Raw genomic sequence first — 22,463 nt, forward strand, 5'->3', positions numbered from 1 at the left:
CCCGCCGCACGTAGGGGCGGTCGAGGCGCTGGCGCAGCAGCCCGTCATAGGCGAAGCGGGTCTTGTCGGAGATCCACTCCTCGTTCACCGCCTCGTTGAGCCGCGGCAGGATGCGCATGACCTGCGGTCCGCGCGTGTCGACCCGGATGTTCGAGCCGACGGCATCCAGCACGTCGACCGACTCGGTCTTGCGCAGTTCCCAGGAGCGGGCGGTGAAGGCGTAGGGCTTGGAGGTCAGCGCGCCGACCGGGCAGAGGTCGATGATGTTGCCCGACAGCTCCGAGGTCAGGGCCTTCTCGACGTAGGTGCCGACTTCCATGTTCTCGCCGCGGCCCGTCGCCCCCAGCTCCTCGACGCCGGCGATCTCGGTCGCGAAGCGGATGCAGCGGGTGCAGTGGATGCAGCGGGTCATGGTCGTCTTGACCAGCGGGCCCAGTTCCTTGTCCTTGACCGCGCGCTTGTTCTCGCGGAACCGGCCGCGGTCGAAGCCGTAGGCCATGGCCTGGTCCTGCAGGTCGCACTCGCCGCCCTGGTCGCAGATCGGGCAGTCGAGCGGATGGTTGATGAGCAGGAACTCCATCACGCCCTCGCGCGCCTTCTTCACGACCGCGCTCTGGGTGTTGATGATCTTTGGCGAGTTGTCCTTGTTCGGCGGAAGGTCGTTGACGCCCATGGCACAGGAGGCGACAGGCTTCGGGCTGCCCTGCACCTCGACCAGGCACATGCGGCAGTTGCCGGCGATCGACAGACGCTCGTGATAGCAGAAGCGCGGGATCTCGGCGCCGGCCTGCTCGCACGCCTGCAGCAGCGTGATGCCGTCCTCGACCTCGGTCAGCTTGCCGTCGATGATGAGCTCTTTCGGCATCTCAGGCTTGAACCTTCTTGTAGGCATCCAGGAGGTCCCGGACGTCGACACCTTCGATCGTCATGCCATCGAGGCGACAGTCGGCGATGGACAACCCCGACAGGTTGGCATCGTTGATCCTCACGCCGCGGAGGCAGGCGTCGCTGATCACGGCGCCGGACAGCTTGACGTCGCTCAGCTGCGCGCCCGAGAGGTTGACGTTCTCGAACGACGAACCCGACAGGTCTGCGTCATTAGCCTCGATGCGCTCTGTGGTGTTGTGAAATTTCATCGCCCTACTCCGCCGCTTGCCGGTGCGCGGCCTTGTAGGCGTCGATGCGGGCCTCGATCTCGGGGCGGAAGTGGCGGATCAAGCCTTGCACCGGCCACGCGGCCGCGTCGCCCAGCGCGCAGATGGTGTGGCCCTCGATCTGCTTCGAGACGTCGAAAAGCCTGTCGATCTCGCTCTTCTCCGCCTCGCCGCGCGACATGCGGTCGAGCACGCGCCACATCCAGCCCGTGCCCTCGCGGCACGGCGTGCACTGGCCGCAGCTCTCGTGCTTGTAGAAGTAGGCGATGCGGGCGATCGCCTTCACCACGTCCGCCGACTTATCCAGCACGATGATGGCTGCGGTGCCGAGGCCGGACTTGAGCTTCGACAGGCTGTCGAAGTCCATGGTCAGCGTCTCGCAGAGATCGGCCGGGATGAGCGGCATCGACGAGCCTCCGGGGATCACGGCCAGGAGGTTGCTCCAGCCGCCGCGCACGCCGCCGCAGTGCTCGTCGATGAGCTGGCGCAGCGGAATGCCCATCTCCTCCTCGACCACGCACGGGCGGTTCACGTGGCCCGAGATCTGGAACAGCTTGGTGCCGGTGTTGTTGGGCAGCCCGAGCGCCGCGAACCAGTGGCCGCCGCGACGCAGGATCTCAGGGACGACGGCGATGCTCTCCACGTTGTTGATGGTCGTCGGGGCGCCGTAGAGGCCGACGTTGGCCGGAAACGGCGGCTTCAGGCGCGGCTGGCCTTTCTTGCCCTCGAGGCTTTCGAGCAGCGCCGTCTCCTCGCCGCAGATGTAGGCGCCGGCGCCGTGCGAGACGTAAAGGTCGAAGTCCCAGCCGTGGATGTTGTTCTTGCCGATCAGCTTGGCGTCGTAGGCCTCGTCGATGGCGCGCTGCAGGCGCTCGCGCTCGCGGATGAACTCGCCGCGGATATAGATGTAGCTCGTATGCGCGCGCATGGCGAAGCCGGCGAGCAGCGCGCCCTCGATCAGGAGATGCGGATCGTTGCGCATGATCTCCCGGTCCTTGAAGGAACCGGGCTCGCTCTCGTCGGCATTGATGACGAGATAGGAGGGGCGGGGGACCGCCTTGGGCATGAAGCTCCACTTGAGCCCCGTCGGGAAGCCCGCGCCGCCGCGGCCGCGCAGGCCCGAGGTCTTCATCTCCGAGATGATCCAGTCGTGGCCCTTGTCGATGAAGAACTTGGTGCCGTCCCAGGAGCCGCGCGCCCGCGCACCCTTGAGCCCCGAGTCATGGAACCCGTAGATGTTGGTGAAGATACGGTCCTTGTCCTCGAGCAGCATGCGAAACTACCCTTTGGGTTTCTCGGCCGCCGGCGCGGCTCCACTACCGCCCTCCTGCAGCTCGGGAAAGCGTGCACGCCAGTCCCCGAGCCTCGACCCGTCGTAGAGCGCGGGATCGGCCAGGCTCGTCGGCGGCCCCTCCGGCGAGGAGGTCTTACGGCCGACCTGCGATCCGGGCTTCGGCGCCGCGCCGCGCGCGAACGCGCCCAGGACCTTGTCGAGCGCCTCCGGCGTCAGATCCTCGTAGGTGTCCTTCCAGATCTGGACGACGGGAGCGTTGGCGCAGCAGCCAAGGCATTCAACCTCCTCCCACGAGAAATTCCCGTCCTCGGACAGCTCGTGGGGGTGCTCAGCGATGCGACGCTTGCAGATGTCGATCAGCCCTTCGGCGCCGCGCAGCATGCACGGTGTCGTCCCGCAGACCTGGACATGCGCCTTGGCGCCCACGGGCGAGAGCTGGAACATCGTGTAGAACGTCGCCACCTCATAAGCCCGGATATAGGCAACGCCCAGCATATCCGCCACATGGCGCAGCGCGGGCTCCGGCAGCCAGCCGCCCGACTGCTCCTGGGCGCGCCACAGAAGCGGAATGATGGCGGAGGCCTGCTTGCCGGGCGGGAACTTGGCGATGGTCTCCTTCGCCCAGGCGAGATTCTCAGGCGTGAATGCGAAGTCGCGGGGCTGGTCGGGACTGAGACGGCGGACGGCCATGCTGGCTCCCCAAAGCGGATCACCCGCGGGGCTGGGAGGCAGCACGGAGGAGATCCGGGATCGGCACCCTGATCGTCCGCGACCTCGCTACGCACTCCCCCGCTGAAGTCTCTCGATCCACTACGTCTATTGCAGCGCGAAAGCAAGCAGGTACGGTGCCGCGCGCCACGCGACGTGCACGGGACTTTGGTCCTGGAAGATGCGCGTGAAAAGCCGATCGCGCTCGTCAGAGTTCAGCGTGCCGAATTGGAGCACGCAAGCTCACGCGAGCGGCAGGCTGAGCCATCCCGTGATCAGCAGCACGGTCGCGACCGGTGCGAGGAACAGCGAGATCTGCGAGCCGACGCGAAGGAAGCCGGTCCAGAAGATCGCGAGCAGAATGCCGAACAGCACGATGACCCAGCCTCCGGCCTCCGCGCCGCGAATGGCAGCAAAGAAGACCGCGATCACGATCGCAAACGCCCCGATGAGCACGGGGATGGCCGGAAAATCGATCTGGAGCGCCCCCATCGGCCACTCATGGCGAAGCGCGAACAGGCGATACGTCGCGAGCGACAGCCCCCAGCCAAGAGCGGCGACCGCCAGCAGAAACAGATTGTCGATCATGCGGGTCCCTCCCCCAGTTTGCAGGCTGATTATGCCTGCATTTCCGCGCGCTCGCCAGTATCCGTTGAGAAACAGGCTGAACGCGCGGCCACAGAGTGGTGCACCGTGCCTCCCGCCGGGCTTGCCACCCCCTCGCCGAGGCGCCATATTCCGCTCGGAGGCTGGCGGCGGACGAGACCATCGCCAACCGGGTCAGGTCCGGAAGGAAGCAGCCCTAACGACAGGTGCACGGGTCGTTCGTCAGCCTCTTTATTCGCTCACGGGCGCTGATCGGATCGCTGCCGGCGATCCGGCGCCCTCCGCGGGGGCGCGGCACGAGCCGCGGGTCGCCTTGCTCCCCGGCCCTATGGGCCGATAGTGATGCCTCTCATTTCCCCCATCGTTGAGCGTCTGGGCGGGGCGGATGGCTAAGAAGAAATCAGACAGCGGTGCAACGAGCGGCGGTGTGACCGAAGCACCGGCGAAGCCCTATGTCGTGCTGGCGCGCAAGTACCGCCCGCAGACGTTCGACGACCTGATCGGCCAGGAAACCATGGTGCAGACGCTGCGCAACGCGTTTGCGTCGGGGCGGATCGCGCACGGTTTCATGCTGACCGGCGTGCGCGGCGTCGGCAAGACCACCACAGCGCGCATCCTCGCCCGCGCCCTCAACTACGAGACCGACACCGTCAACCAGCCGACCATCGACATGCCGGGGCTCGGGCGGCACTGCGCGGCGATCATGGAAAGCCGGCACCCGGACGTGATCGAGATGGACGCGGCGTCGAACACCGGCGTCGACAACATCCGCGAGATCATCGAAAGCGCGCGCTACCGGCCGCTCTCGGCGCGCACCAAGGTGTTCATCATCGACGAGGTGCACATGCTGTCCAAGGGGGCGTTCAACGCGCTCCTGAAGACGCTCGAGGAGCCTCCGGGGCACGTGAAGTTCATCTTCGCCACCACCGAGGTGCGCAAGGTGCCGGTGACGGTGCTCTCGCGCTGCCAGCGCTTCGACCTCCGGCGCGTGGACGTGCCGCGCCTTGCCCAGCATCTGAAGTCCATCGTTGCGACCGAGGGTGCGTCTGCCGACGACGACGCGCTGGTGCTCATCGCCCGCGCGGCGGAAGGCTCGGTGCGCGATGCGCTGTCGATCCTGGACCAGGCGATCTCCACGTCGTTCGGAGAGGCGGGCGGCACGGTCACCGCGGCGTCGGTGCGCGCGCTGCTCGGGCTTGCGGACCGCGGGCGCATCTTCGATCTGCTCGACCTCCTGGTGGCCGGCGAGATCGCGCAGGCGCTCGGCGCGCTGGACACGCTGTTCCAGGACGGGGCGGACGCCGCCCAGGTGCTCGCCGACCTCGCGGAGGCCGTGCACATCACCGCGCGCGTCAAGGCGGTCGGGCCGGATGCGGCGGGCGAAGGGCTCGCGCTAGAGGAGAAGCGCCGGGCCGAGGCGCTTGGCGCGCGGCTCTCTATGGCGCTGCTCGCCCGGCTCTGGCAGATGCTGCTCAAGGGCCTCGATGAGGCCGGCAAGGCGTCCAACCCACTGGCCGCGGCCGAGATGGTGTTGATCCGCATCGCCCACATCTCAGACCTGCCGCCACCAGACGAGATCATCCGCATGCTCGGCGGTGCGCCGGAACGGCGCCGCGATGGTGCGCGGCCGGCGACATCCGCACCCGCCGCCAGCGTCGGCGCGACGGCCAACGCCGCGCCAATGGACGCGGCCGACGCTCCCGCAGCCGACTTCGATCCCGAGGACGCGGGGGAATTCGACTTCGCGTCCGATGCGCCGGATGACGAGGACGGCGGGCTCGCGCCCCGTCCCGGCCAGGGCGTGTCGCTGCGCCCGCTCGCGAGCTTCGCCGACGTGGTGGCGCTCGCGGGCGACAAGCGCGATGCCAAGCTCAGGCTCGCGCTCGAGGAGCAGGTGAGCCTCGTGCGCTACGACGGCGCGGCCGGTGCCATCGACCTTTTCCTGCTGCCGGGCGCGGCACCGGATCTTGCCAACGACCTGCGCGAGAAGCTCAACGCGTGGACCGGGCGGCGCTGGATCGTGGCGCTCTCCAAGACGCCCGGCGAGCGTCCGATCGGCGAGGTGCGCCGCGAGCGCGAGGCGCAGGAGATCGCGGCGCTCAAGCGCCATCCGGCCGTGGCGGCGGTGTTGAAGGCGTTTCCCGACGCGGAGGTCACGCCAGTGCCGCCGAAAGCGCGCGACCGCGACGACGACAGCAAAACCGGCTGACCTAGAGCACGATCGGCTTTGATTGAATCGGGATCGCGCTCTAGCTTTTTGATGAGACCAATGATTCACGCTTCGGACTGATAGGGTCCGAAGCGATCATGGTCTAGGACTGCCTGCTCTTTGTGCAGCCACCGGGAATTGATCCCGATTTTCGATGCAGCGCGCCTCGCCTCTCCCGCGGGACAATGAGCAATGTTATAGCGTGTCGCGGCTCAGCCGACTCGCGCGCTCGGCGGGCCTTCACAGGGAGAAAACGCATGCGTTCCTTCGCACTACCCGCCCTTGCCCTTTGCCTCGCGGCCGGGCCTGCCTTCGCGGCTTCCGAGGGTAAGTTCTCGCAGGCCACCGTCAACGGCATCACCAAGTCGCTCGAGGCGGACGGCTGCAAGCTCGGCGAGATCCACTCCGGTGACGGCTTCTACACCGTCGCCGGCGCCGAATGCGCGGACGGCAAATATGACGTGACCGTCGATACAGACTGCAAGATCACCGACAAGAAGAAGAAAGAGTAGACGCGCGCCTTCTCCCACACAGGACGCGACGGACACTTGCGGCCGGGGTCAAACCCGGCTTTTTTCGTGTCGCGGCCTTCCGGTCGGCCCGCGGTCCCCACGTGAGGGGCGAGGAGCACGCGCCTTGAACGACCCGTTCAACCTCCAGCGCTTCGTCGACGCGCAGGCGCCGGTCTACGAGCGTGTGCTCGACGAGCTGCGCGCCGGGCGCAAGACGACACACTGGATCTGGTTCATCTTTCCGCAGGCAAAGGGGCTCGGCCGCAGCCCGAAATCGGAGTTCTACGGCATCGCCTCGCTCGACGAGGCACGCGCCTACCTCGCCCACCCGGTGCTCGGCCCGCGCCTGAAGGAGTGCGTGGATCTGGTGATGTCGCACGAGAACGTTCCGCTCGAAGAGATCCTCGGCGGCGTCGACGCCATGAAGTTCCTGTCGTGCATCGAGATCTTCTGCGACGCGTGCGGAACCGAGTGGATGCAGCGATGAAGCGGTGCAGCGCGCGCCAAAATGCTCTACGTTCGGGGCGACTTGGCAGCAGGCAGCGGGCAACAGGCAGCCCCGCGCCCTATTGCTGCCGGCCGGCCGCTGCCTACTGCCTCAACAAGGAGATCCGATGAAAGACCTGATGGGCATGATGAAGCAGGTCAAGGACATGCAGGAGCGCATGCAGCGCCTGCAAGAGGAGCTTGGTGCGCTCGAGGTCACGGGCTCGGCCGGCGCCGGGCTCGTGTCCGTGACGCTCACCGGCAAAGGCGACATCAAGCGCGTCAAGATCGACCCCTCGCTCATTAAGCCGGAGGAGGTCGAGATCGTCGAGGACCTGATCGTTGCCGCCATGTCGGATGCCAAGGGAAAGGTCGAGGCGCGGCTTCAGGAGAAGATGGCCGAGCTCACCGGCGGGCTGCCGCTGCCGCCCGGCATGAAGCTTTTTTGACGGCATGACGCCGGTCCCGGTCGGCTCTCGTCTGAAAAAATTCCGCTAATCGACGACGAAGGGCTTTCGAGCTGTTGAAATTCGGGGGGTTGTGCCCTATTTGCGCACGCTTGCTCAGAGTGCGGGTGCACGCGAGCTGTCTTTGTTTGGTCTCTCATCCAGGAAGGGAGCTTTGCCTTGGACAGCGTTCTCATCATCGGGGCTGGCGCGGCCGGTTCGGTCACAGCACAGAAGGCCGCGAAGAACCGCGATATTTTCAGACATGTGCATCTTGCGTCTCGGCGCCTCGAGAGCTGCGAGAAAGTCGCCCAGCGCTGCGTGACGCCGATCGACATCTCGCAGGTCGACGCCGACAACGTGGACGAGACCGTCGCGCTCATCGAGAAGGTCAAGCCTGACCTCCTGATCAACATGGCGCTCCCCTACCAGGACCTGCCGATCATGGACGCGTGCCTCAAGACCGGCGTCCATTACATGGACACGGCCAACTACGAGCCGCGCGACGTCGCGAAGTTCGAATACTCCTGGCAGTGGAAGTATCAGGACAAGTATGCCGACAAGGGCATCATGGCCGTGCTCGGCTGCGGCTTCGACCCCGGCGTCTCGAACATCTTCTGCGCCTACGCGCAGGAGCACCTGCTCGACACCATCGACACCATCGACATCATCGACTGCAACGACGGCAGCCACGGCAAGTCGTTCGCCACCAATTTCAACCCGGAGATCAATCTCCGCGAGGTAACCCAGCGCGGCAAGTACTGGAAGGACGGCCGCTGGATCGACATCGATCCGCTTACGATCTCCTGCATGATCGACTATCCGGAGGTCGGTCCGCGCAAAAGCTACCTCATCTACCACGAGGAGGAGGAGAGCCTCGTCCAGAACATCAAGGGATTGAAGCAGATCCGCTTCTGGATGACCTTCTCCGACAACTACATCAAGCACCTCGACGTGCTGCAGAGCGTGGGCATGACGCGCATCGACCCCGTCATGTACAAGGGCACGCCCGTGATCCCGATGGAGTTCCTGAAGGAGCTGCTGCCTGCGCCGTCGTCGCTCGGCGAGGGTTACACGGGCCGCACCTCCATCGGCTGCATCATCGACGGCACGAAGGACGGCAAGCGCAAGACGGTCCTGATCTACAACGTTTGTGACCACGCCCAGTGCTACGTCGAGACGGGCGCGCAGGCTGTTTCCTACACGACGGGCGTGCCGCCGGTCGTCGGCGCGATCCAGATGTTCAAGGGCGCCTGGAGCGGCAAGGGCGTGTTCAACGTCGAGCAGCTTCCCTCGAAGCCGTTCCTCGACGAGCTCGGCAAGCAGGGCCTGCCCTGGCACGTGAGGGATATCACGCCCGCCGACCAGGCCGAGCTGTTCGCCGTCAAGACCTGATCAAAGCTAGAGCCCGGAGCCCCCGCTCCGGGCTTTTGTTTCCGCAAGTGGTTGTCCCAATACGTCATGGCCGCCCTCCGAGGCGGCCATTCAGGGCAACTTGCTCGGCGATAGTGTGCGTGGCCCTGGATGGCCGGGTCAAGCCCGGCTATGACGAATAGGGGAGTACGATCCCACGGGCGGCATCGGCCGCTCATTTTTTTGTTCACATTCCGGAGCTTTCCCGTTGAGATGGCGCCCGTTGCTGGGGGATCTCAATGCAAGACGCCGCACAGGCCGAGCTTTCGAACCCGCATGCCGAGGCGCCTGTCGGACCGGTCATCGTCACCGTGCACGGCACCAACGACGCGCATCCCGACGACGACGGCGAGCGCTGGTGGCAGCGTGGCTCCAATTTCACACAGCATCTCGTTTACCGCCTCTGGGAGCGCGGGGTCCCGAACGTGGAGATCCGGCCGCTGCACTGGTCGGGGATGAACTCGGACTTCGACCGCCTGAAGGGCGCAGCCACCCTCGCGCGAACGCTGAAGGATCTGCACAAGGCCGGACGCCCCCACGCCGTCATCGCCCACAGCCACGGCGGCAACGTCACGGTGGAGGGGTTGACGCGCGCGGGGATCTCGCCCCATCGCGGCGGCATCGTCAGCTTCGGCACGCCGTTCTTTAAGCGGCAGCTCAAGACCGTGCCGCTGCTGATCGCGCTGTTCCAGACTGTGCTCGGCCTCGTCATCCCGCCCATCATGCTGTGGTACCTGGTCGAGATCCTGCCCACCGACAGCAACAAGAAGATCGAGGCCGTGGTGTTCTTCGGCGGGCTCTTCGCGCTCGGCGTCTGGAGCCTCGTTGCGGGCACCCGCAAGCTCGCGCGCGGACGCCTCGCGGCGCGGCTGTTCGCGCGGTCGCTCGCGCCGTCGCAGTGGCTCGTCGTGCACAGCCCGCGCGACGAGGCCATGCAGCTTCTCGAGACGGCGGCCGAGATCTCACCCGAGTACGTGACGACCGGCGCCGCGATGCGCGCGCTCACGGCCTTCGCGTCACTCGCCGGCGTCGTGGCGACGGTCGCGTTCTTCGCGTGGACCGGCAGCTACTTCATGGAGCCGATCATCGAGAAGCTGAAGACGGGCGTATACGGGCTCGCGCTCGGAGCGGACTTCACTTTCCTGCTGCTCGTGCCGGTGATCTACGGTGCCGTGTTCTTCGCCATCTGGCTGATCGCCCGCGCGGGCGGCGCCTGGCTCTATGCGAAGTTCCTGACCTCCGCCATCCACGGCGGCGTGATCGGCGCGGCCTTCGGAGGCGACGATGCCTTCAAGCTGACAGGCGTAACGCGGCTTCCGCCCTATCTCGTGCGCGCCCGCGAGGAACGCATCGAGGCCATCGATCTCGGCGGAATCGACGACGCGGCGCTCTTCGTCGCGGCGCAGAGCCTCTACAACAGTGTTGTCGCCAACGACGGGCCGGAGGGCGGCATCGCCAACCCGGACGCCATGTGGAAGCGCCTCTCGGACGCCCTCTATCACAACGCCTACATGCGCGACGACGGCGTCGTCACGACGGTTGCCGATCACCTCGCAGGCGTCTGGCAGGGGCGGCACCGCTGATCGGGCATACCCGGCGGTTCGCACTTTTTCTCGATCCGAGACGAATAAAGTTATCCAGAGCGGAATAAAATCGAAGGCCCGAGTTTGTGCGCCTGCGCCAATTGTGACGTTGCCCGTCCTCAATTGAATCACAAAATTCCCGGAGCGTTACAGCGTGATTCGACGGTTATCAGGGACGACGGGGGAACAGCCATGGCGCACCTTTCTCAAAAGCTCGCGGAAATGCATCGCAGGCTCGCGGAGAACACGCAGGAGGAGCAGGCGCTCATCCGCGCGCTCGATGCTGCGCTCAACCACGTGGACGAGAAGCTGCTCGACGAGATCCGGCAGGTGACGGCGCACCACGAGGCACGGCGCGCCATGATCATGACGGAGCTGCAGCAGCTCGCGGGCCGGCTGTGCGCCATCCCGCTCACGGCGAGCGAGCCGCTGACCGCCATCGAGACCGATGTCAGGCCGACGCCGATCACGACCACGAACGGCACCACCCACGCGCCCGGAAACTGGCGCATCGCGGCGCAGAACATCCAGGACGACCTGGACTTCTACACCGATCCCCCGGGTGCAAGCCATTGAGCTTGCCGAACGGTGCAAATGTCATTCGCCTCGCGTAAGGTGCGCCCGGCAAGGGGATCTTCGGCGCGGGGGCGCGATGTCAGAAGGCGAGATTTTATCCATCCGTAACGAGCTGACGGCGCTCGTCGTGTCCGTCGTCTCGGTCAGCTTCGGCATGATCTCGGCCTACATCGTCGGGCTGTGGCTGTTTCTCAAGGATGCGCCCTTCGTGCTGCGGACGCTGGCGTTTCTACTCCTCTCCTGCGGGCTCGCCTTCATGGGCGTGCTGACGAGCGGCCTCAACGCGCTGCTGCTCGGGACGGAGCGGGCCTGGAGCAAGCTCGGATCAAACAGCCTCGAGATCGCGAGCTTCGGCAGCGAGCGGCCGGATTTTCTGCATGGGCTGTCGCTCTACGAGGCGTCGGCGGTGCTTGGCTGCGTGGCCTTCGCCGCCATCTACGTCGCGCTCTTCTTCATCACGTTCCTCTATCGCTGGCCCGACGGCGCCGAGAGGCGTTAACCGATACGCCCCCGCTCTGGAAGTCGTCATCCAGCAATGCCATATAGCGCGCTCAGCGTGCCCCTCCCCGTTTCATGCGGGGAGGGAGAATTTTTTGGCAGGGCCATGACACCTAAGCTTCCGGACGATATCCGCACCCCGGCGTACGTACTCGACGTGGCGGCGCTCAAGCGGAACCTCGAGACCGCCGCCCGCATCAAGCGCGAGGCCGGCGTCAAGATGCTGCTCGCCACCAAGGCGTGGGCAATGCCGGCTGCCTTCCCGCTAATGACGGGCGTGCTGGACGGCACCACCGCGTCCGGCGAGTACGAGGCCCGCATGGGACGCGAGGAGTTCGGCAAGGAAGTCCATGTCTACGCACCGGCTTACGGGCCGGGCGAGGTCGAGCGCCTGACCGCCATCGCCGACCACATCTATTTCAACTCGCCGGAGCAGATCGCGCGTGGACTGCCGCTGGCCAAGGCCACGGGGCGTGCTGTCGGCGCGCGCATCAACCCCGGATACTCGAACGCGACGCTCGGCGGGGGCCTCTACGATCCTTGCGCGCCCAACTCACGCTTCGGCACCACGGTCGCGGAGATCGACCAGCTTCCATGGGACGACATCGACATCTTCCACGTGCACGCGCTCTGCGAGTCGCTCGCGGATGGCTCCGTTGGGCTGATCGAGCACGTGGCGCGGAACTTCGACCCCTACCTCCGGCGCGTCAAAGCCGTGAACTTCGGCGGCGGGCATTTCATCAACAAGCCCGGCTACGACGTCGCCAAGCTGATCGCGGCGCTCACCGCGTTCCGTGCCGAGTTCGGGCTCGAGGCCTATCTCGAGCCTGGTGCGGGGCTCGTGGTCGACACCGGCTACCTCGTGGCCACGGTGATCGGCCTGCACCGCAACGAGCGCGAGATCGCCATCCTCGATGCCTCGGCCTCGACTCACATGCCCGACGTGCTGGAGGTGCCTTACACGCCGCCGGTACTCGGCGCGGACAAGCCGGGCGTGCTTGCGCATTCCTACATTCTCGGCGGCAAGACCTGCATGACGGGCGATGTGATCGGCGAATACTCGTTCGCCGAGCCGCTCGCGCCGGGCTCGCGCGTCGTGTTCGGCGACATGATGCAGTACTCGTTCGTGAAGAACACGACGTTCAACGGCACGCCGCTGCCGGACCTCGCCCTGCTGCACGAGGACGGGCACTACGAGGTGGTGCGCAGCTTCGGATACGAGGCGTTCCGGGAGCGGCTGGGCTAGCAGCCATCCTCACGCTGGCTACCGCTTGGCGCGACAGGACTGGAGGCAGCGGGTCAGCTCCGCGCCGCAACTCGGGCTGTCCTTGGTGGCGCGGCGGCAGGCGTTCTCCTGGGCGTAGCAGCGCTGCGCGCAATCGTTGGCGAAGGCTACCGGGAAGACAACGGCTGCGGACGCCGCCAGGCACAGGGCGACGATCGCGCATCGAATCATTCTCTTCACCGTCGACCTCCTCTGCCTCGGGTTGTCTACTGACGATTGTGGTATCTCTCCACCCCGCGCTCGCAAGCGCAAGTTATGGTTTACAGGTGCGGCGATGAACGCCACCTGAATTGAAGCAAACGCCTTACGCTGCCTTAGGTTGCCGATGCTCATATGCTAAGCAGCACGGCCGGGCACGTCGCCTCAAAATCAGAAGGCGAACTCCTCGAAGATGTGGTCGATGTTGCGGCGCCAGCGGCCCTCGTAGCGCTCGATCAGCTCGTCCGCCACCGTGCGGCCGGATCCCACGAGATGCGCCAGCGGCGCCAGATAAATGGTCTCGTCCTGGCTCTTGCAGTTGATCTCGCGGCGATTCCGGAGACCAAGGCGCGAAATGCGCAGCGCCGCCAGCGCCAGCTCCTGTACCGACGTATCGCGGAAGCGGGCGGAAAGCGCCTCGCGCGGGACGATCTCGCGCAACTCCTGGCGCTCGGCCGCGGTCCACGATTTCACCAGGTCCCAGGCGGCGTCGAGCGCCGTCTCGTCGTAGAGGAGGCCGACCCAGAACGCGGAGAGCGCGCAGATGCGCGGCCAGCGGCCGCCGTCCGCGCCGCGCATCTCGAGGAAGCGCTTGAGCCGCACCTCCGGAAACAGCGTGGTCAAATGGTCGGACCAGTCGTCGAGCGTCGGGTGCTCGCCGGGGAGGGCCGCGAGCCTGCCCGCCATGAAATCGCGGAAGGAGGCGCCGGCCACGTCGATGTAGCGGCCGCCGCGGTAGACGAAGTACATCGGGACGTCGAGCGCGTAGTCGACGTAGCGCTCATAGCCCATGCCGTCCTCGAACACGAAGGGCAACATGCCGGTGCGGCGCGGGTCGGTCTCGCGCCAGACCTCGCTGCGCAGGGACTTCAATCCGTTGATGCGGCCCTCGGTGAACGGCGAGGAAGCGAACATGGCGGTGGCGATGGGCTGCAGCGCGAGGCTCACGCGCAGCTTCTTGACCATGTCGGCCTCGCTCGCGAAGTCGAGGTTCACCTGGATGGTCGCCGTGCGGTACATCATGTCGAGACCGCGCTTTCCCACCGTCGGCATGTAGCGCGTCATCACCTCGTAGCGCGCCTTCGGCATATGCGGCGTCTCGTCGAGCGTCCACTTCGGCGAGAACCCGACGCCGAGGAAACCGATGCCGAGATCCTCGCCCACGTCGAGCACCTGCTGCAGGTGCTCCTCCGTTTCGTCGGCCGTCTCGTGCAGCGTGCGCAGCGGCGCGCCGGACAGCTCGAACTGGCCTCCGGGCTCGAGGCTGATGGTGCCGCCCGGCTGGCCGTCCGGACGCTTCAGCGCAATGATGTTCGTGCCTTCGAGGATGGGCACCCAGTCGTAGCGGGCCATCATGTGCTCCATGAGGGCCCGGATGCCGCGCTCGCCCTCGTAGGGAACCGGCCTCAGCGTCTCGGTGTAGAAAACGAACTTCTCGTGCTCGGTGCCGATGCGCCAAGCTTTCTTCGGCTTCTCGCCGGCCGCGATCCAGGCAACGAGATCGTCGCGGGAACGCGCGAGCGGGCTCTCAGCCCCATCCTGGCGGGTCGACATGCGTGGGGCCTCTGGCGGTCCGGGGCGCGGTTCGGCTGGAGTTATGGCGGCAGGCGGGCGGGTTCACAAGAGGCTCGGGTCGCATGCCGCTTTTTCAGGCGGACGACGCTGCCGCTCCGTGGCGTCCAATCGCGCCGCAGCACGACCAAAGTCTAGCGAACGCGCGCCGGAGGGAGGCAGGCCGCGACCCGGCGCGGCTCATCGGGGATGGTCTCCGAACTTATGCATGCCTCGAGGCGGCGGATCATCACGGGGCTGTGGTTCGGTCGCAGGCAATCGACGAAGAGGCGGATGCCGGCATCCGTGCAGCGCCCTATCTCGGCCATGATGAACTCCGGCGCATCAACGTTCGGGCGCCGCGAGCGGGAGAGATCGATCTCAGGCTCGATGATGATATTGGGGCCACCCCTGTGACGGTCCTCGTCGGGACGATGGCCACGCCGGTCCGACGCGTCGAGGGGGAAGGCGCCGGCTGCCGCCAGTGCGGCCACCATGAGCAGGGACTTGGCTTGCATCGCCACCTCTCCAGTTCGTCCGACCCCGCCCCGGCACGCTTCGCGCCAGTCCACCATGATAGGGAGGGGGCGTAAACGAATCGCTGCTTCAGGAGCGCGCGATGAAGTACGAGGCTCTGCTTGCCGGCGGCATTATCGTCGCGGCTATCGTTGCCGCGGCGGTTACACTCGACGGCACAACCGTTCCCAACAAGAAAATGGCTGGTGGAACCGAGGCTTGCACCTATCACGCCGGCCCGCTGGATGCCGAGCTCATCGACGAGGGCAAGGACGCGGGGCAGCGCATTCTGCGCGCGATCCTGGCGCTCGATCGGAAGTGTGAATACGTCACGCTGGCACTGCCGGACGGCACGCGGCAGGTCATGAAGCTCGGCAAGGAAGGTCGCAAGCCGGGCGAGCGCGGCCCTTCCAGCATCACGACGTTCTAGTGTGATGATCGAGAAATTCGCCACCTCAAGCAGCAAGGTCCCGAGCGAATTTCTCGATCTGAGTCACACTAGCAATTCTATGATTCTAGTGTCCCTTATGATTCCGAAGTTCGCTCGCCAACCTAGCCGCGAACTCTGGCGAACTTCGGAATCGGGACACTAGGCGGTCGCAGCTACTCCCTTCTCCCTTGTGGGGAGGGAGCAGCGGCGAGGATCGCGCGGGCCTTGGCGCAGTCGTCCTGCATCTGGCGCACGAGCTCGTCGGCGCTCGCGAACTTGCGGTCGTCGCGCACCTTGTCGATGAAGCTGACCTCGATCTCGCGCCCGTAGATCTCCTCGTCGAAGTCGAACAGGAACACTTCGAGCACCGGCATGCCGTCGTCGAAGGTGGGACGCGTACCAAGATAGGCGGCGCCGTTGAGCGTGCGCCCGTCGTCGAGCCTCACGCGGACGGCGAAGATGCCGTGGCCAAGCGCGGTGCCCTTCGGCAGCGCGACGTTGGCGGTCGGGAAGCCGAGCCCGGTGCCGCGTCTGGCGCCGCCGATAACGGGTCCCTTCACGCGCCACGGACGGCCGAGCTTTTCAGCCGCGTCCTTCACATCGCCTTCCGCCAGCGCCAGGCGGATGGCCGTCGACGAATATGGCTCGCCGCGGTCGGCGACGGGCTCGACCACGGTGACGCCGAACCCGTGGGCGGCGCCGGCGGCGCGCAGCGTCTCGGCCGATCCGCCGCGGTTGCGGCCGAAGAAGAAGTGATAGCCGACGACGATATGCGCGACGCCGAGGGCGCCCACTAGAATGTCGGCGATGAAGCTCTCCGCAGAGCGCGCGGCGAGCGCGGCGTCGAACGGCAGCACGATGGCGACGTCGAGGCCCAGCTCGTCGAGGACGGCAAGCTTCTCCTCGAGCGGCGTCAGGCGGAAATGCGGTGCATCGGGATTGAAGAACTCGCGCGGGTGCGGCTCGAACAGCAGCACGCCCGCCGGGCGGCCGCTGCGCCTCGCCTCCGTGACCGCACGACTGATCAGGGCCTGATGGCCGCGGTGCACGCCGTCGAAGTTGCCGAGCGCCAGCACGGCGCCCCGGGCCTCGGGCGGGACCGCTTCAGAGCCATGAATGACGCGCATGACGCCTTTCTCTTCCATGCCGCAGGCGCTCGCGTCGCGACGTCACGCGGCCGGGCGGGCGGGGACCATCAGTTGGGCCTCGCCGGTCAGCACCGGCTTGTCGTTGACCGTGCACACGGTCTCGAAGCGGGCGCGCTTCTTCTCCGGGATCAGCTCGACCACCTTGACGGTGGCGACCACCGTGTCGCCGATCTTGACCGGCGCCTTGAAGGCCAGCGTCTGCGAGATGTAGATGGCGCCGGGGCCAGGCAGCTTCATGCCGAAGACGGCGGAGATGTAGGCCGCCGACAGCATGCCGTGGGCAATGCGCTCCTTGAACATGGTGGTGGCCGCATAGGCCGCATCAAGGTGCACGGGGTTTCGGTCGCCGGAGATGTCGGCGAAGGCCGAGATGTCCGCCTCCGTCACCGTGTTCGATAGGGAGGCTTCCTGGCCGACCTCGAGATCCTCGAAGTAGATGGGCTTGCTGGCTGTCATGCTGCTCTTTCCTGCCGGTCAACCAATGGAGGCCCCTCACCTCGCGCGCGACCGGGTCTTGATCCATCGCGATCGCGCTCCAGGTTTCTTATGAGACCTGTGATTTGCGCCTCGGACCCGGTCCGGGGCGCTCATGGTCTAGCGGTCGGCCCGCCGCTCTGCAACTCGCCGAGACCGCATTTTGCGGCGATGCCCGCACACGCGGGTGTTGCAGCCGGGCATCGGATCGCGCTATAAGCGCCCGATCCCAAAATTCTTACCCATGTAATGGCCTTCGCGGAGCGTCCCCGCGGGAGCCCGGAGAAGATCCTATGAGCGACCGCAAACCCCTGATGCCGAAAGCCACAGCCGTGTGGCTCGTCGAAAACACCTCGCTCTCCTTCGAGCAGATCGCCGAGTTCTGCGGGCTGCATGTGCTCGAGGTGAAAGGCATCGCCGACGGCGACGTGGCGCAGGGCATCAAGGGGCTCGACCCGGTGACATCGAACCAGCTCACGCGCGACGAGATCGAGGCCGCCGAGAAGGACCCGAGCCACAAGCTGCAGATCGCCGAGCCCAAGGTCGTCATCCCGGAGACGACCACGACCAAGCGAGGCCCGCGCTATACGCCGGTCTCGCGCCGCCACGACCGGCCGAACGCCGTGCTCTGGCTGTTGCGCAACCACCCGGAGCTCAAGACCAGCCAGATCATGCGCCTCGTCGGCACCACCAAGCCGACTATCGCCCAGATCAAGGACCGCACGCACTGGAACTCGCCGAACCTCGTGCCGCAGGATCCGGTGACGCTCGGGCTCTGCTCTCAGACCGACCTCGACAACGAGGTGAAGAAGGCGGCGCGGCGCCTCGAGCGCGAACGGCGCGAAGCGCAGAAGGAGGCCATCAAGGCCGGTACGCTGCTGCCGACCGAGGAGACGACGGCGCCCGCCGCGCCCGCGCCGGCCGAGGAGGGTTTCCGGCCGACAGCCGAGATCGTGCAGCCCAAGGATGCCGCCGAGGAGCGCGAGGAGACGCCCGCCGAGGAGGAGGCCCGCGTGTTCGCCAAGCTCAAGGAGCTGTCCTCGGGCGGCGAGGAGAAGGACGGCGACGAGGGCACGGGCGACTGACCGCTTTCCCCTCTCCCCCGTAAGAACGGGGAGAGGGAAATCAGCTCAGGCCAGCCCACCAGGAAATGAGCGTATCGGCGAGCAGGGCGAGGAAAATCGCGGCGCCGACATCGCGGTTGGCGCGGAAGCGGCGCAGGCAGTTCTTGGGATCGGACGTATCGAGCGTCGAGACCTGCCAGGCCATCTGCAAGCCGACCAGCGCCACGCCGAAGAAGAACACAAGATGCGTGCCGGCTAAGAAGCCGGCGGCGATCCACAAGAGCAATGCCGCCACATAGAAGCTGCCGACCCAGAACGGCGGGTCGGGGCCGAAGGTCAGCGCCGTGGACTTGAGGCCCAGCAGCAGGTCGTCGTCGGTGTCCTGGTGCGCGTAGATAGTATCGTAGCCGATGGTCCACAGCACGCAGCCCGCATAGAGCAGCAGCGCCGGCAGCGCGAGCGATCCCTTGACGGCCGCCCAGCCCATCAGCGCACCCCAGTTGAAGGCGAGACCAAGCACGGCCTGCGGCCAGTAGGTGAAGCGCTTCATGTACGGGTAGATGGCGACCAACGCCAGCGACGAGATGCCGAGCATGATCGTGAAAAGGTTGAACCAGATCAGCACCAGGAAGCCGATCAGCGACAGCGCCACCACGAACACCAGCGCCGCCTCGGGCGAGACCTGGCCGGAGGGGATCGGGCGGCTCGCCGTGCGGGCCACGCGCGCGTCGTACTCGCGGTCCACGTAATCGTTGTAGGCGCAGCCGGCGCCGCGCATGACGATGGCGCCGATGGCGAACAGCGCCAGCATCTTGAGGTCCGGATAGGGGCGGCCGTTCGACACCTCGGCCAGCGTCACCGACCACCAGCATGGGAACAGCAGCAGCCAGGTGCCGATGGGCCGGTCCATGCGGGCGAGCCGCAGGTAGGGGCGCCACGCGGCCGGCGCGTACAGATCCACCCAGTTTCCGGCCGGCGCATCGGCAACCGCGGGGGTTCCGCCGTCCCGCCGGGGCTCAAGATCCGGGCTTGCCGCGTGCGCCGCCATCGCCGATCGGTCCTCGTCGCTCATGTCGGCGCCGACGTTAGCGGGCGCCGCCCGCTCCGGCAACACGGGTAGCCCGCGGCGCGCGGTCCCGCCAAGCGGTTGGATCGCGCCGCGGCCTCGGATATGGAAACGGCATGGCTGTCCACGATTTCACCTCACAGCGGCTGTTCGTCGCTCATCCCCTGGCGGCGGGCGCGAAGATCCCGTGCACGCCGGAGCAGGCGCGTTACCTGCGGGGCGTGCTGCGCCTCGGCGCGGGCGACGAGATCCTCGTCTTCAACGGCCGCGACGGCGAGTGGCGGGCACGCCTCGCCGAAGCCGGCAAGCGCGACGCCGTGCTGGACATCGCGGACCTCGTACGGGCGCAGGCGGACGGGCCGGATCTTCACTATCTTTTCGCGCCGCTCAAGCGCGCGCGGCTGGACTACATGGTGCAGAAGGCGACGGAGATGGGAGTCGCCAGGCTCGTGCCCGTGCTCACGCGGCATACGGTCGCCGAGCGCGTCAATCTCGAGCGCATGCGGGCCAACGCCATCGAGGCCGCGGAGCAGTGCGGCATCCTTCGGGTGCCGGACGTTGCCGAGCCGGTGAAGCTCAAGGCGTTGCTGGAAAACTGGGATCCGTCGCGCGCGCTGATCTTCTGTGACGAGGGCGCGGAGGTGGCGAGCCCGCTCACAGCGCTGACGGCGCTCGAGCCCGGTCCGCTCGCCGTGCTGATCGGACCCGAGGGCGGATTTTCGCCCGATGAGCGCGACATGATCCGCGCGGTCGAACAGGCGACTGCCATATCGCTCGGACCGCGCGTCATGCGCGCCGATACGGCCGCGGTCGCCGCGCTGGCGCTCGTCAATGCCGCGCTCGGCGACTGGCGGTAGCACTACGCTTTTGTCATGGCCGGGGTTGGAACGGCAGAGGAAACAGATCGGAGGCTCGCTAGTGCTGACGCTCTATCACAACCCGCAATCGCGCTCGACCATCGTCCACTACATGCTGCACGAGCTCGGCGAGCCGTTCGAGGTCGTGCCCGTAGATCTCAAGATGGGCGAGCAGAAGTCGACGGACTTCCTGAAGATCAATCCGATGGGCAAGATCCCCGTGCTACGCGACGACGACACGATCGTGAGCGAGTCGCCGGCAATCCTGACCTATCTCGCCGACAAGTATCCGAAGGCGGGCCTCGCGCCGCCCGTCGATGCGCCGGAGCGCGGCCGCTATCTCAAGTGGATGTTCTTCTACGGAAGCTGCTTCGAGCCGGCGATGGTCGATGTCTCGCTGAAGCGCGAGACGCCGCCCTCGATGGCCGGCTGGGGCAAGCCCGCGGACGTGCTCGACACGCTCTCGGCCGCGCTGATCCCCGGACCCTGGCTGCTCGGCGACCGCTTCTCCGCCGCCGACGTGCTGGTCGGCTCCGGCATCGCCTACATGCTGGGCTTCAAGGTGCTGCCGGACCGCCCGGAATACCTCGCCTATGTCGAGCGACTGTCGGCTCGGCCGGCGCACAAGGCCGCGCAGGCGGCGGATGCGGCGCGCTTGGCGGGCTAGCGATCATGGTCTAGAACGCCTGCACATCACGGCCGAGACGGAAAGACAGGCGGAAATGGCAAAAGGCAGCGGCGGGGCGGAGGCGAGCACGGCGGACAAGGCCGAGGCGACGGGACACGACTGGAGCCAGACGCTTAACCTGCCGCAGACCAATTTTCCGATGCGGGCCGGGCTGCCGGATCTCGAACCCAAGATCCTCAAGCGCTGGCAGGAGCGCAACCTCTACCGCAAGCTGCGCGAGGCGTCCCGTGGCCGGCCGAAGTTCGTGCTGCATGACGGGCCGCCCTATGCCAACGGCAACATCCACATCGGGCACGCGCTGAACAAGATCCTGAAAGACCTCGTGGTCAAGAGCCAGCAGATGCTTGGCCACGATTCCAACTACGTGCCGGGCTGGGACTGCCACGGCCTGCCGATCGAATGGAAGATCGAGGAACAGTATCGCGCCAAGGGACAGGAGAAGCCGAACTTCTCGGACCCGGCCGCGATCAACGCGTTCCGCGACGAGTGCCGCAAGTTCGCGGAAAAGTGGGTCAACGTTCAGCGTGAGGAGTTCCAGCGCCTCGGCGTGATCGGCGACTGGGAGAATCCGTATCTGACGATGAGCTACGCGGCGGAGGCGACCATCGCGCGCGAGCTGATGAAGTTCGCCGCCAACGGCCTGCTCTATCGCGGCTCGAAGCCGGTTATGTGGAGCGTGGTCGAGAAGACGGCGCTGGCGGAGGCGGAGGTCGAGTACCAGGATTACCAGTCGGATACTATCTGGGTGGGTTTCCCCGTATTGGAAAGCAAGGTTCCACTATTGACCAACAAGCGATCTCAGGTGGTGATCTGGACAACTACTCCTTGGACGATTCCAGGAAACCGAGCGATCTCCTACTCTGCTAAGCTATCATATCAGCTCGTTTCCGTTGGTGAGCCGCTGTGCGCACCCGATGACGTTAGTGAGGCCGCCTCAATTTCCGGACTATCAGTTGAAGCCTATGAGGCAAATCGCGAGGCCATAAATGTCACTCGAGCTGCAATTCGGGAAAAGTTTGGTGACACTAGCTGGCTAATCTCCGCCAACGACACGCTTTACTCAGATTTCAGAAACGCACTGGCTAAGTATCTAAAGTTGCCGCAACTGCCCCCCGTTGTATTTGACGTCGAGCAGGTGCCTGGCACGCTGCTCGCGGGGACTATCTGCGCCCATCCCCTCGCCGCGCTCGGCTACGACTTCGACGTTCCGCTGCTCGATGGGGATCACGTCACCGACGACACTGGCACCGGCTTCGTGCACACGGCGCCGGGGCATGGCGCGGACGACTACAATATCTGGATCGCGAACCAGAAGGCGCTGCGCGACCGCGGCATCGACACCACGATCCCGTTCACGGTGGAAGCCGACGGCGTTCTCACCCAAGAGGCGCCGGGGTTCACGGACAAGCGCGTGCTCAAGGAGAACGGCGACAAGGGCGATGCCAACGACGCCGTGATCAAGGCGCTGGCGGAAGCGGGCAACATCATCGCGCGCGGACGCCTGAAGCATCAGTATCCGCACTCGTGGCGCTCGAAGAAGCCGGTCATCTTCCGCAACACGCCGCAGTGGTTCATCGCGATGGATAAATCCATCGCGGACGCATCGGGCAGGCCCGATGCTGCCGGGTTCATCGCGATGGATAAATCCATCGCGGACGCATCGGGCAGGCCCGATGCTGCCGGGTTCATCGCGATGGATAA

25 protein-coding genes and 1 other RNA gene are annotated in these 22,463 nt (G+C 66.1%); 15 read left to right on the top strand and 11 right to left on the bottom strand.

The window, feature by feature from the left end:
- From nuoG to IT540_RS03185, 5 genes are all read right to left on the bottom strand, one after another.
- Nucleotides 1–865, bottom strand: an 865-nt coding sequence (gene nuoG, locus IT540_RS03165; protein ID WP_291173174.1) for an NADH-quinone oxidoreductase subunit NuoG, incomplete at its 3' end; no start/stop codon positions are given.
- Nucleotide 866: 1 nt separating this feature from the next.
- Nucleotides 867–1,136: a pentapeptide repeat-containing protein gene (locus tag IT540_RS03170; protein ID WP_291173177.1), complete on the bottom strand. Its 270-nt coding sequence runs from the start codon at nt 1,134–1,136 to the stop codon at nt 867–869.
- Between the two features lie 4 nt (nt 1,137–1,140).
- Entirely contained in the window at nt 1,141–2,424 is a 1,284-nt protein-coding gene (nuoF, locus tag IT540_RS03175) for an NADH-quinone oxidoreductase subunit NuoF (protein ID WP_291173241.1), read from the bottom strand.
- A gap of 9 nt (nt 2,425–2,433) precedes the next feature.
- The gene (gene nuoE, locus IT540_RS03180) at nt 2,434–3,138 is read right to left on the bottom strand and encodes an NADH-quinone oxidoreductase subunit NuoE (protein WP_291173180.1); all 705 of its coding nucleotides are present in this window, start codon (nt 3,136–3,138) and stop codon (nt 2,434–2,436) included.
- Nucleotides 3,139–3,399: 261 nt separating this feature from the next.
- A complete protein-coding gene (locus IT540_RS03185; RefSeq protein ID WP_291173182.1) occupies nt 3,400–3,744 on the bottom strand; it encodes a hypothetical protein in 345 nt (114 codons plus the stop codon).
- Nucleotides 3,745–3,900: 156 nt separating this feature from the next.
- On the opposite strand from IT540_RS03185, the gene ffs reads away from it, so the two are divergent.
- From ffs to IT540_RS03235, 10 genes are all read left to right on the top strand, one after another.
- Nucleotides 3,901–3,996: signal recognition particle sRNA small type (gene ffs / locus IT540_RS03190), an RNA gene on the top strand.
- Between the two features lie 193 nt (nt 3,997–4,189).
- Nucleotides 4,190–5,971, top strand: coding sequence for a DNA polymerase III subunit gamma/tau (locus tag IT540_RS03195; RefSeq protein WP_291173185.1), 1,782 nt, complete (start codon nt 4,190–4,192; stop codon nt 5,969–5,971).
- Nucleotides 5,972–6,228: 257 nt separating this feature from the next.
- Complete coding sequence (locus IT540_RS03200; protein ID WP_291173188.1) at nt 6,229–6,483, top strand: PepSY domain-containing protein; 255 nt, start codon at nt 6,229–6,231, stop codon at nt 6,481–6,483.
- A gap of 124 nt (nt 6,484–6,607) precedes the next feature.
- Nucleotides 6,608–6,970 carry a DUF1810 domain-containing protein gene (locus IT540_RS03205; RefSeq protein ID WP_291173191.1) on the top strand — a complete coding sequence of 121 codons (363 nt, stop codon included), beginning with the start codon at nt 6,608–6,610 and terminating at the stop codon, nt 6,968–6,970.
- Nucleotides 6,971–7,097: 127 nt separating this feature from the next.
- Entirely contained in the window at nt 7,098–7,418 is a 321-nt protein-coding gene (locus IT540_RS03210; protein WP_291173194.1) for a YbaB/EbfC family nucleoid-associated protein, read from the top strand.
- A 177-nt stretch (nt 7,419–7,595) separates the two neighbouring features.
- Entirely contained in the window at nt 7,596–8,810 is a 1,215-nt protein-coding gene (locus IT540_RS03215) for a saccharopine dehydrogenase family protein (RefSeq protein WP_291173197.1), read from the top strand.
- Between the two features lie 257 nt (nt 8,811–9,067).
- Nucleotides 9,068–10,411, top strand: a complete 1,344-nt coding sequence (locus IT540_RS03220; RefSeq protein WP_291173199.1) for a hypothetical protein — start codon at nt 9,068–9,070, stop codon at nt 10,409–10,411.
- Nucleotides 10,412–10,603: 192 nt separating this feature from the next.
- On the top strand, nt 10,604–10,987 hold the full coding sequence (locus tag IT540_RS03225) for a hypothetical protein (RefSeq protein ID WP_291173202.1): 384 nt from the start codon (nt 10,604–10,606) through the stop codon (nt 10,985–10,987).
- A gap of 76 nt (nt 10,988–11,063) precedes the next feature.
- Complete coding sequence (locus IT540_RS03230) at nt 11,064–11,486, top strand: hypothetical protein (RefSeq protein WP_291173205.1); 423 nt, start codon at nt 11,064–11,066, stop codon at nt 11,484–11,486.
- A 105-nt stretch (nt 11,487–11,591) separates the two neighbouring features.
- The gene (locus IT540_RS03235) at nt 11,592–12,731 is read left to right on the top strand and encodes a carboxynorspermidine decarboxylase (RefSeq protein WP_291173208.1); all 1,140 of its coding nucleotides are present in this window, start codon (nt 11,592–11,594) and stop codon (nt 12,729–12,731) included.
- An 18-nt stretch (nt 12,732–12,749) separates the two neighbouring features.
- On the opposite strand, the gene IT540_RS03240 is transcribed toward IT540_RS03235, so the two are convergent.
- From IT540_RS03240 to IT540_RS03250, 3 genes are all read right to left on the bottom strand, one after another.
- A complete protein-coding gene (locus tag IT540_RS03240) occupies nt 12,750–12,950 on the bottom strand; it encodes a hypothetical protein (protein ID WP_291173211.1) in 201 nt (66 codons plus the stop codon).
- 189 nt (nt 12,951–13,139) lie between these two features.
- On the bottom strand, nt 13,140–14,522 hold the full coding sequence (locus IT540_RS03245) for a glutamate--cysteine ligase (protein ID WP_291173214.1): 1,383 nt from the start codon (nt 14,520–14,522) through the stop codon (nt 13,140–13,142).
- Between the two features lie 152 nt (nt 14,523–14,674).
- Nucleotides 14,675–15,037, bottom strand: a complete 363-nt coding sequence (locus IT540_RS03250; protein ID WP_291173216.1) for a hypothetical protein — start codon at nt 15,035–15,037, stop codon at nt 14,675–14,677.
- A gap of 101 nt (nt 15,038–15,138) precedes the next feature.
- Here IT540_RS03250 and IT540_RS03255 point away from each other — a divergent pair, with 101 nt between their 5' ends.
- Entirely contained in the window at nt 15,139–15,465 is a 327-nt protein-coding gene (locus IT540_RS03255; RefSeq protein WP_291173219.1) for a hypothetical protein, read from the top strand.
- 173 nt (nt 15,466–15,638) lie between these two features.
- Here the strand turns inward: IT540_RS03255 and IT540_RS03260 are convergent, their stop codons facing one another.
- Nucleotides 15,639–16,592 carry a bifunctional riboflavin kinase/FAD synthetase gene (locus IT540_RS03260; protein WP_291173221.1) on the bottom strand — a complete coding sequence of 318 codons (954 nt, stop codon included), beginning with the start codon at nt 16,590–16,592 and terminating at the stop codon, nt 15,639–15,641.
- Nucleotides 16,593–16,634: 42 nt separating this feature from the next.
- Complete coding sequence (locus IT540_RS03265) at nt 16,635–17,069, bottom strand: MaoC family dehydratase (protein ID WP_291173224.1); 435 nt, start codon at nt 17,067–17,069, stop codon at nt 16,635–16,637.
- Nucleotides 17,070–17,380: 311 nt separating this feature from the next.
- Here IT540_RS03265 and IT540_RS03270 point away from each other — a divergent pair, with 311 nt between their 5' ends.
- On the top strand, nt 17,381–18,172 hold the full coding sequence (locus IT540_RS03270) for a cell cycle transcriptional regulator TrcR (protein ID WP_291173227.1): 792 nt from the start codon (nt 17,381–17,383) through the stop codon (nt 18,170–18,172).
- Nucleotides 18,173–18,212: 40 nt separating this feature from the next.
- Here the strand turns inward: IT540_RS03270 and ubiA are convergent, their stop codons facing one another.
- Nucleotides 18,213–19,223, bottom strand: a complete 1,011-nt coding sequence (gene ubiA / locus IT540_RS03275) for a 4-hydroxybenzoate octaprenyltransferase (RefSeq protein WP_291173230.1) — start codon at nt 19,221–19,223, stop codon at nt 18,213–18,215.
- A gap of 110 nt (nt 19,224–19,333) precedes the next feature.
- On the opposite strand from ubiA, the gene IT540_RS03280 reads away from it, so the two are divergent.
- From IT540_RS03280 to IT540_RS03290, 3 genes are all read left to right on the top strand, one after another.
- The gene (locus tag IT540_RS03280; RefSeq protein WP_291173233.1) at nt 19,334–20,074 is read left to right on the top strand and encodes a 16S rRNA (uracil(1498)-N(3))-methyltransferase; all 741 of its coding nucleotides are present in this window, start codon (nt 19,334–19,336) and stop codon (nt 20,072–20,074) included.
- Nucleotides 20,075–20,135: 61 nt separating this feature from the next.
- Entirely contained in the window at nt 20,136–20,741 is a 606-nt protein-coding gene (locus tag IT540_RS03285; RefSeq protein WP_291173236.1) for a glutathione S-transferase family protein, read from the top strand.
- Nucleotides 20,742–20,796: 55 nt separating this feature from the next.
- On the top strand, nt 20,797–22,463 hold a 1,667-nt coding region (locus tag IT540_RS03290), incomplete at its 3' end, for a class I tRNA ligase family protein (protein WP_291173239.1).

Origin of the sequence: Hyphomicrobium sp. (assembly GCF_020852195.1) — a bacterium.
Lineage (GTDB): Bacteria > Pseudomonadota > Alphaproteobacteria > Rhizobiales > Hyphomicrobiaceae > Hyphomicrobium_C.

Excerpts from the sequence above, each read along its gene's own strand:
- IT540_RS03200 (WP_291173188.1), top strand. The coding sequence starts at position 6,229 with ATGCGTTCCTTCGCACTACCCGCCCTTGCCCTTTGCCTCGCGGCCGGG.
- IT540_RS03255 (WP_291173219.1), top strand. The coding sequence starts at position 15,139 with ATGAAGTACGAGGCTCTGCTTGCCGGCGGCATTATCGTCGCGGCTATC.
- IT540_RS03235 (WP_291173208.1), top strand. The coding sequence starts at position 11,592 with ATGACACCTAAGCTTCCGGACGATATCCGCACCCCGGCGTACGTACTC.
- IT540_RS03170 (WP_291173177.1), bottom strand. The coding sequence starts at position 1,136 with ATGAAATTTCACAACACCACAGAGCGCATCGAGGCTAATGACGCAGAC.
- IT540_RS03230 (WP_291173205.1), top strand. The coding sequence starts at position 11,064 with ATGTCAGAAGGCGAGATTTTATCCATCCGTAACGAGCTGACGGCGCTC.
- IT540_RS03280 (WP_291173233.1), top strand. The coding sequence starts at position 19,334 with ATGGCTGTCCACGATTTCACCTCACAGCGGCTGTTCGTCGCTCATCCC.
- IT540_RS03185 (WP_291173182.1), bottom strand. The coding sequence starts at position 3,744 with ATGATCGACAATCTGTTTCTGCTGGCGGTCGCCGCTCTTGGCTGGGGG.
- IT540_RS03250 (WP_291173216.1), bottom strand. The coding sequence starts at position 15,037 with ATGCAAGCCAAGTCCCTGCTCATGGTGGCCGCACTGGCGGCAGCCGGC.
- IT540_RS03225 (WP_291173202.1), top strand. The coding sequence starts at position 10,604 with ATGGCGCACCTTTCTCAAAAGCTCGCGGAAATGCATCGCAGGCTCGCG.
- IT540_RS03260 (WP_291173221.1), bottom strand. The coding sequence starts at position 16,592 with ATGCGCGTCATTCATGGCTCTGAAGCGGTCCCGCCCGAGGCCCGGGGC.
- IT540_RS03265 (WP_291173224.1), bottom strand. The coding sequence starts at position 17,069 with ATGACAGCCAGCAAGCCCATCTACTTCGAGGATCTCGAGGTCGGCCAG.
- ubiA (WP_291173230.1), bottom strand. The coding sequence starts at position 19,223 with ATGAGCGACGAGGACCGATCGGCGATGGCGGCGCACGCGGCAAGCCCG.
- nuoE (WP_291173180.1), bottom strand. The coding sequence starts at position 3,138 with ATGGCCGTCCGCCGTCTCAGTCCCGACCAGCCCCGCGACTTCGCATTC.
- IT540_RS03245 (WP_291173214.1), bottom strand. The coding sequence starts at position 14,522 with ATGTCGACCCGCCAGGATGGGGCTGAGAGCCCGCTCGCGCGTTCCCGC.
- IT540_RS03270 (WP_291173227.1), top strand. The coding sequence starts at position 17,381 with ATGAGCGACCGCAAACCCCTGATGCCGAAAGCCACAGCCGTGTGGCTC.
- IT540_RS03210 (WP_291173194.1), top strand. The coding sequence starts at position 7,098 with ATGAAAGACCTGATGGGCATGATGAAGCAGGTCAAGGACATGCAGGAG.
- IT540_RS03220 (WP_291173199.1), top strand. The coding sequence starts at position 9,068 with ATGCAAGACGCCGCACAGGCCGAGCTTTCGAACCCGCATGCCGAGGCG.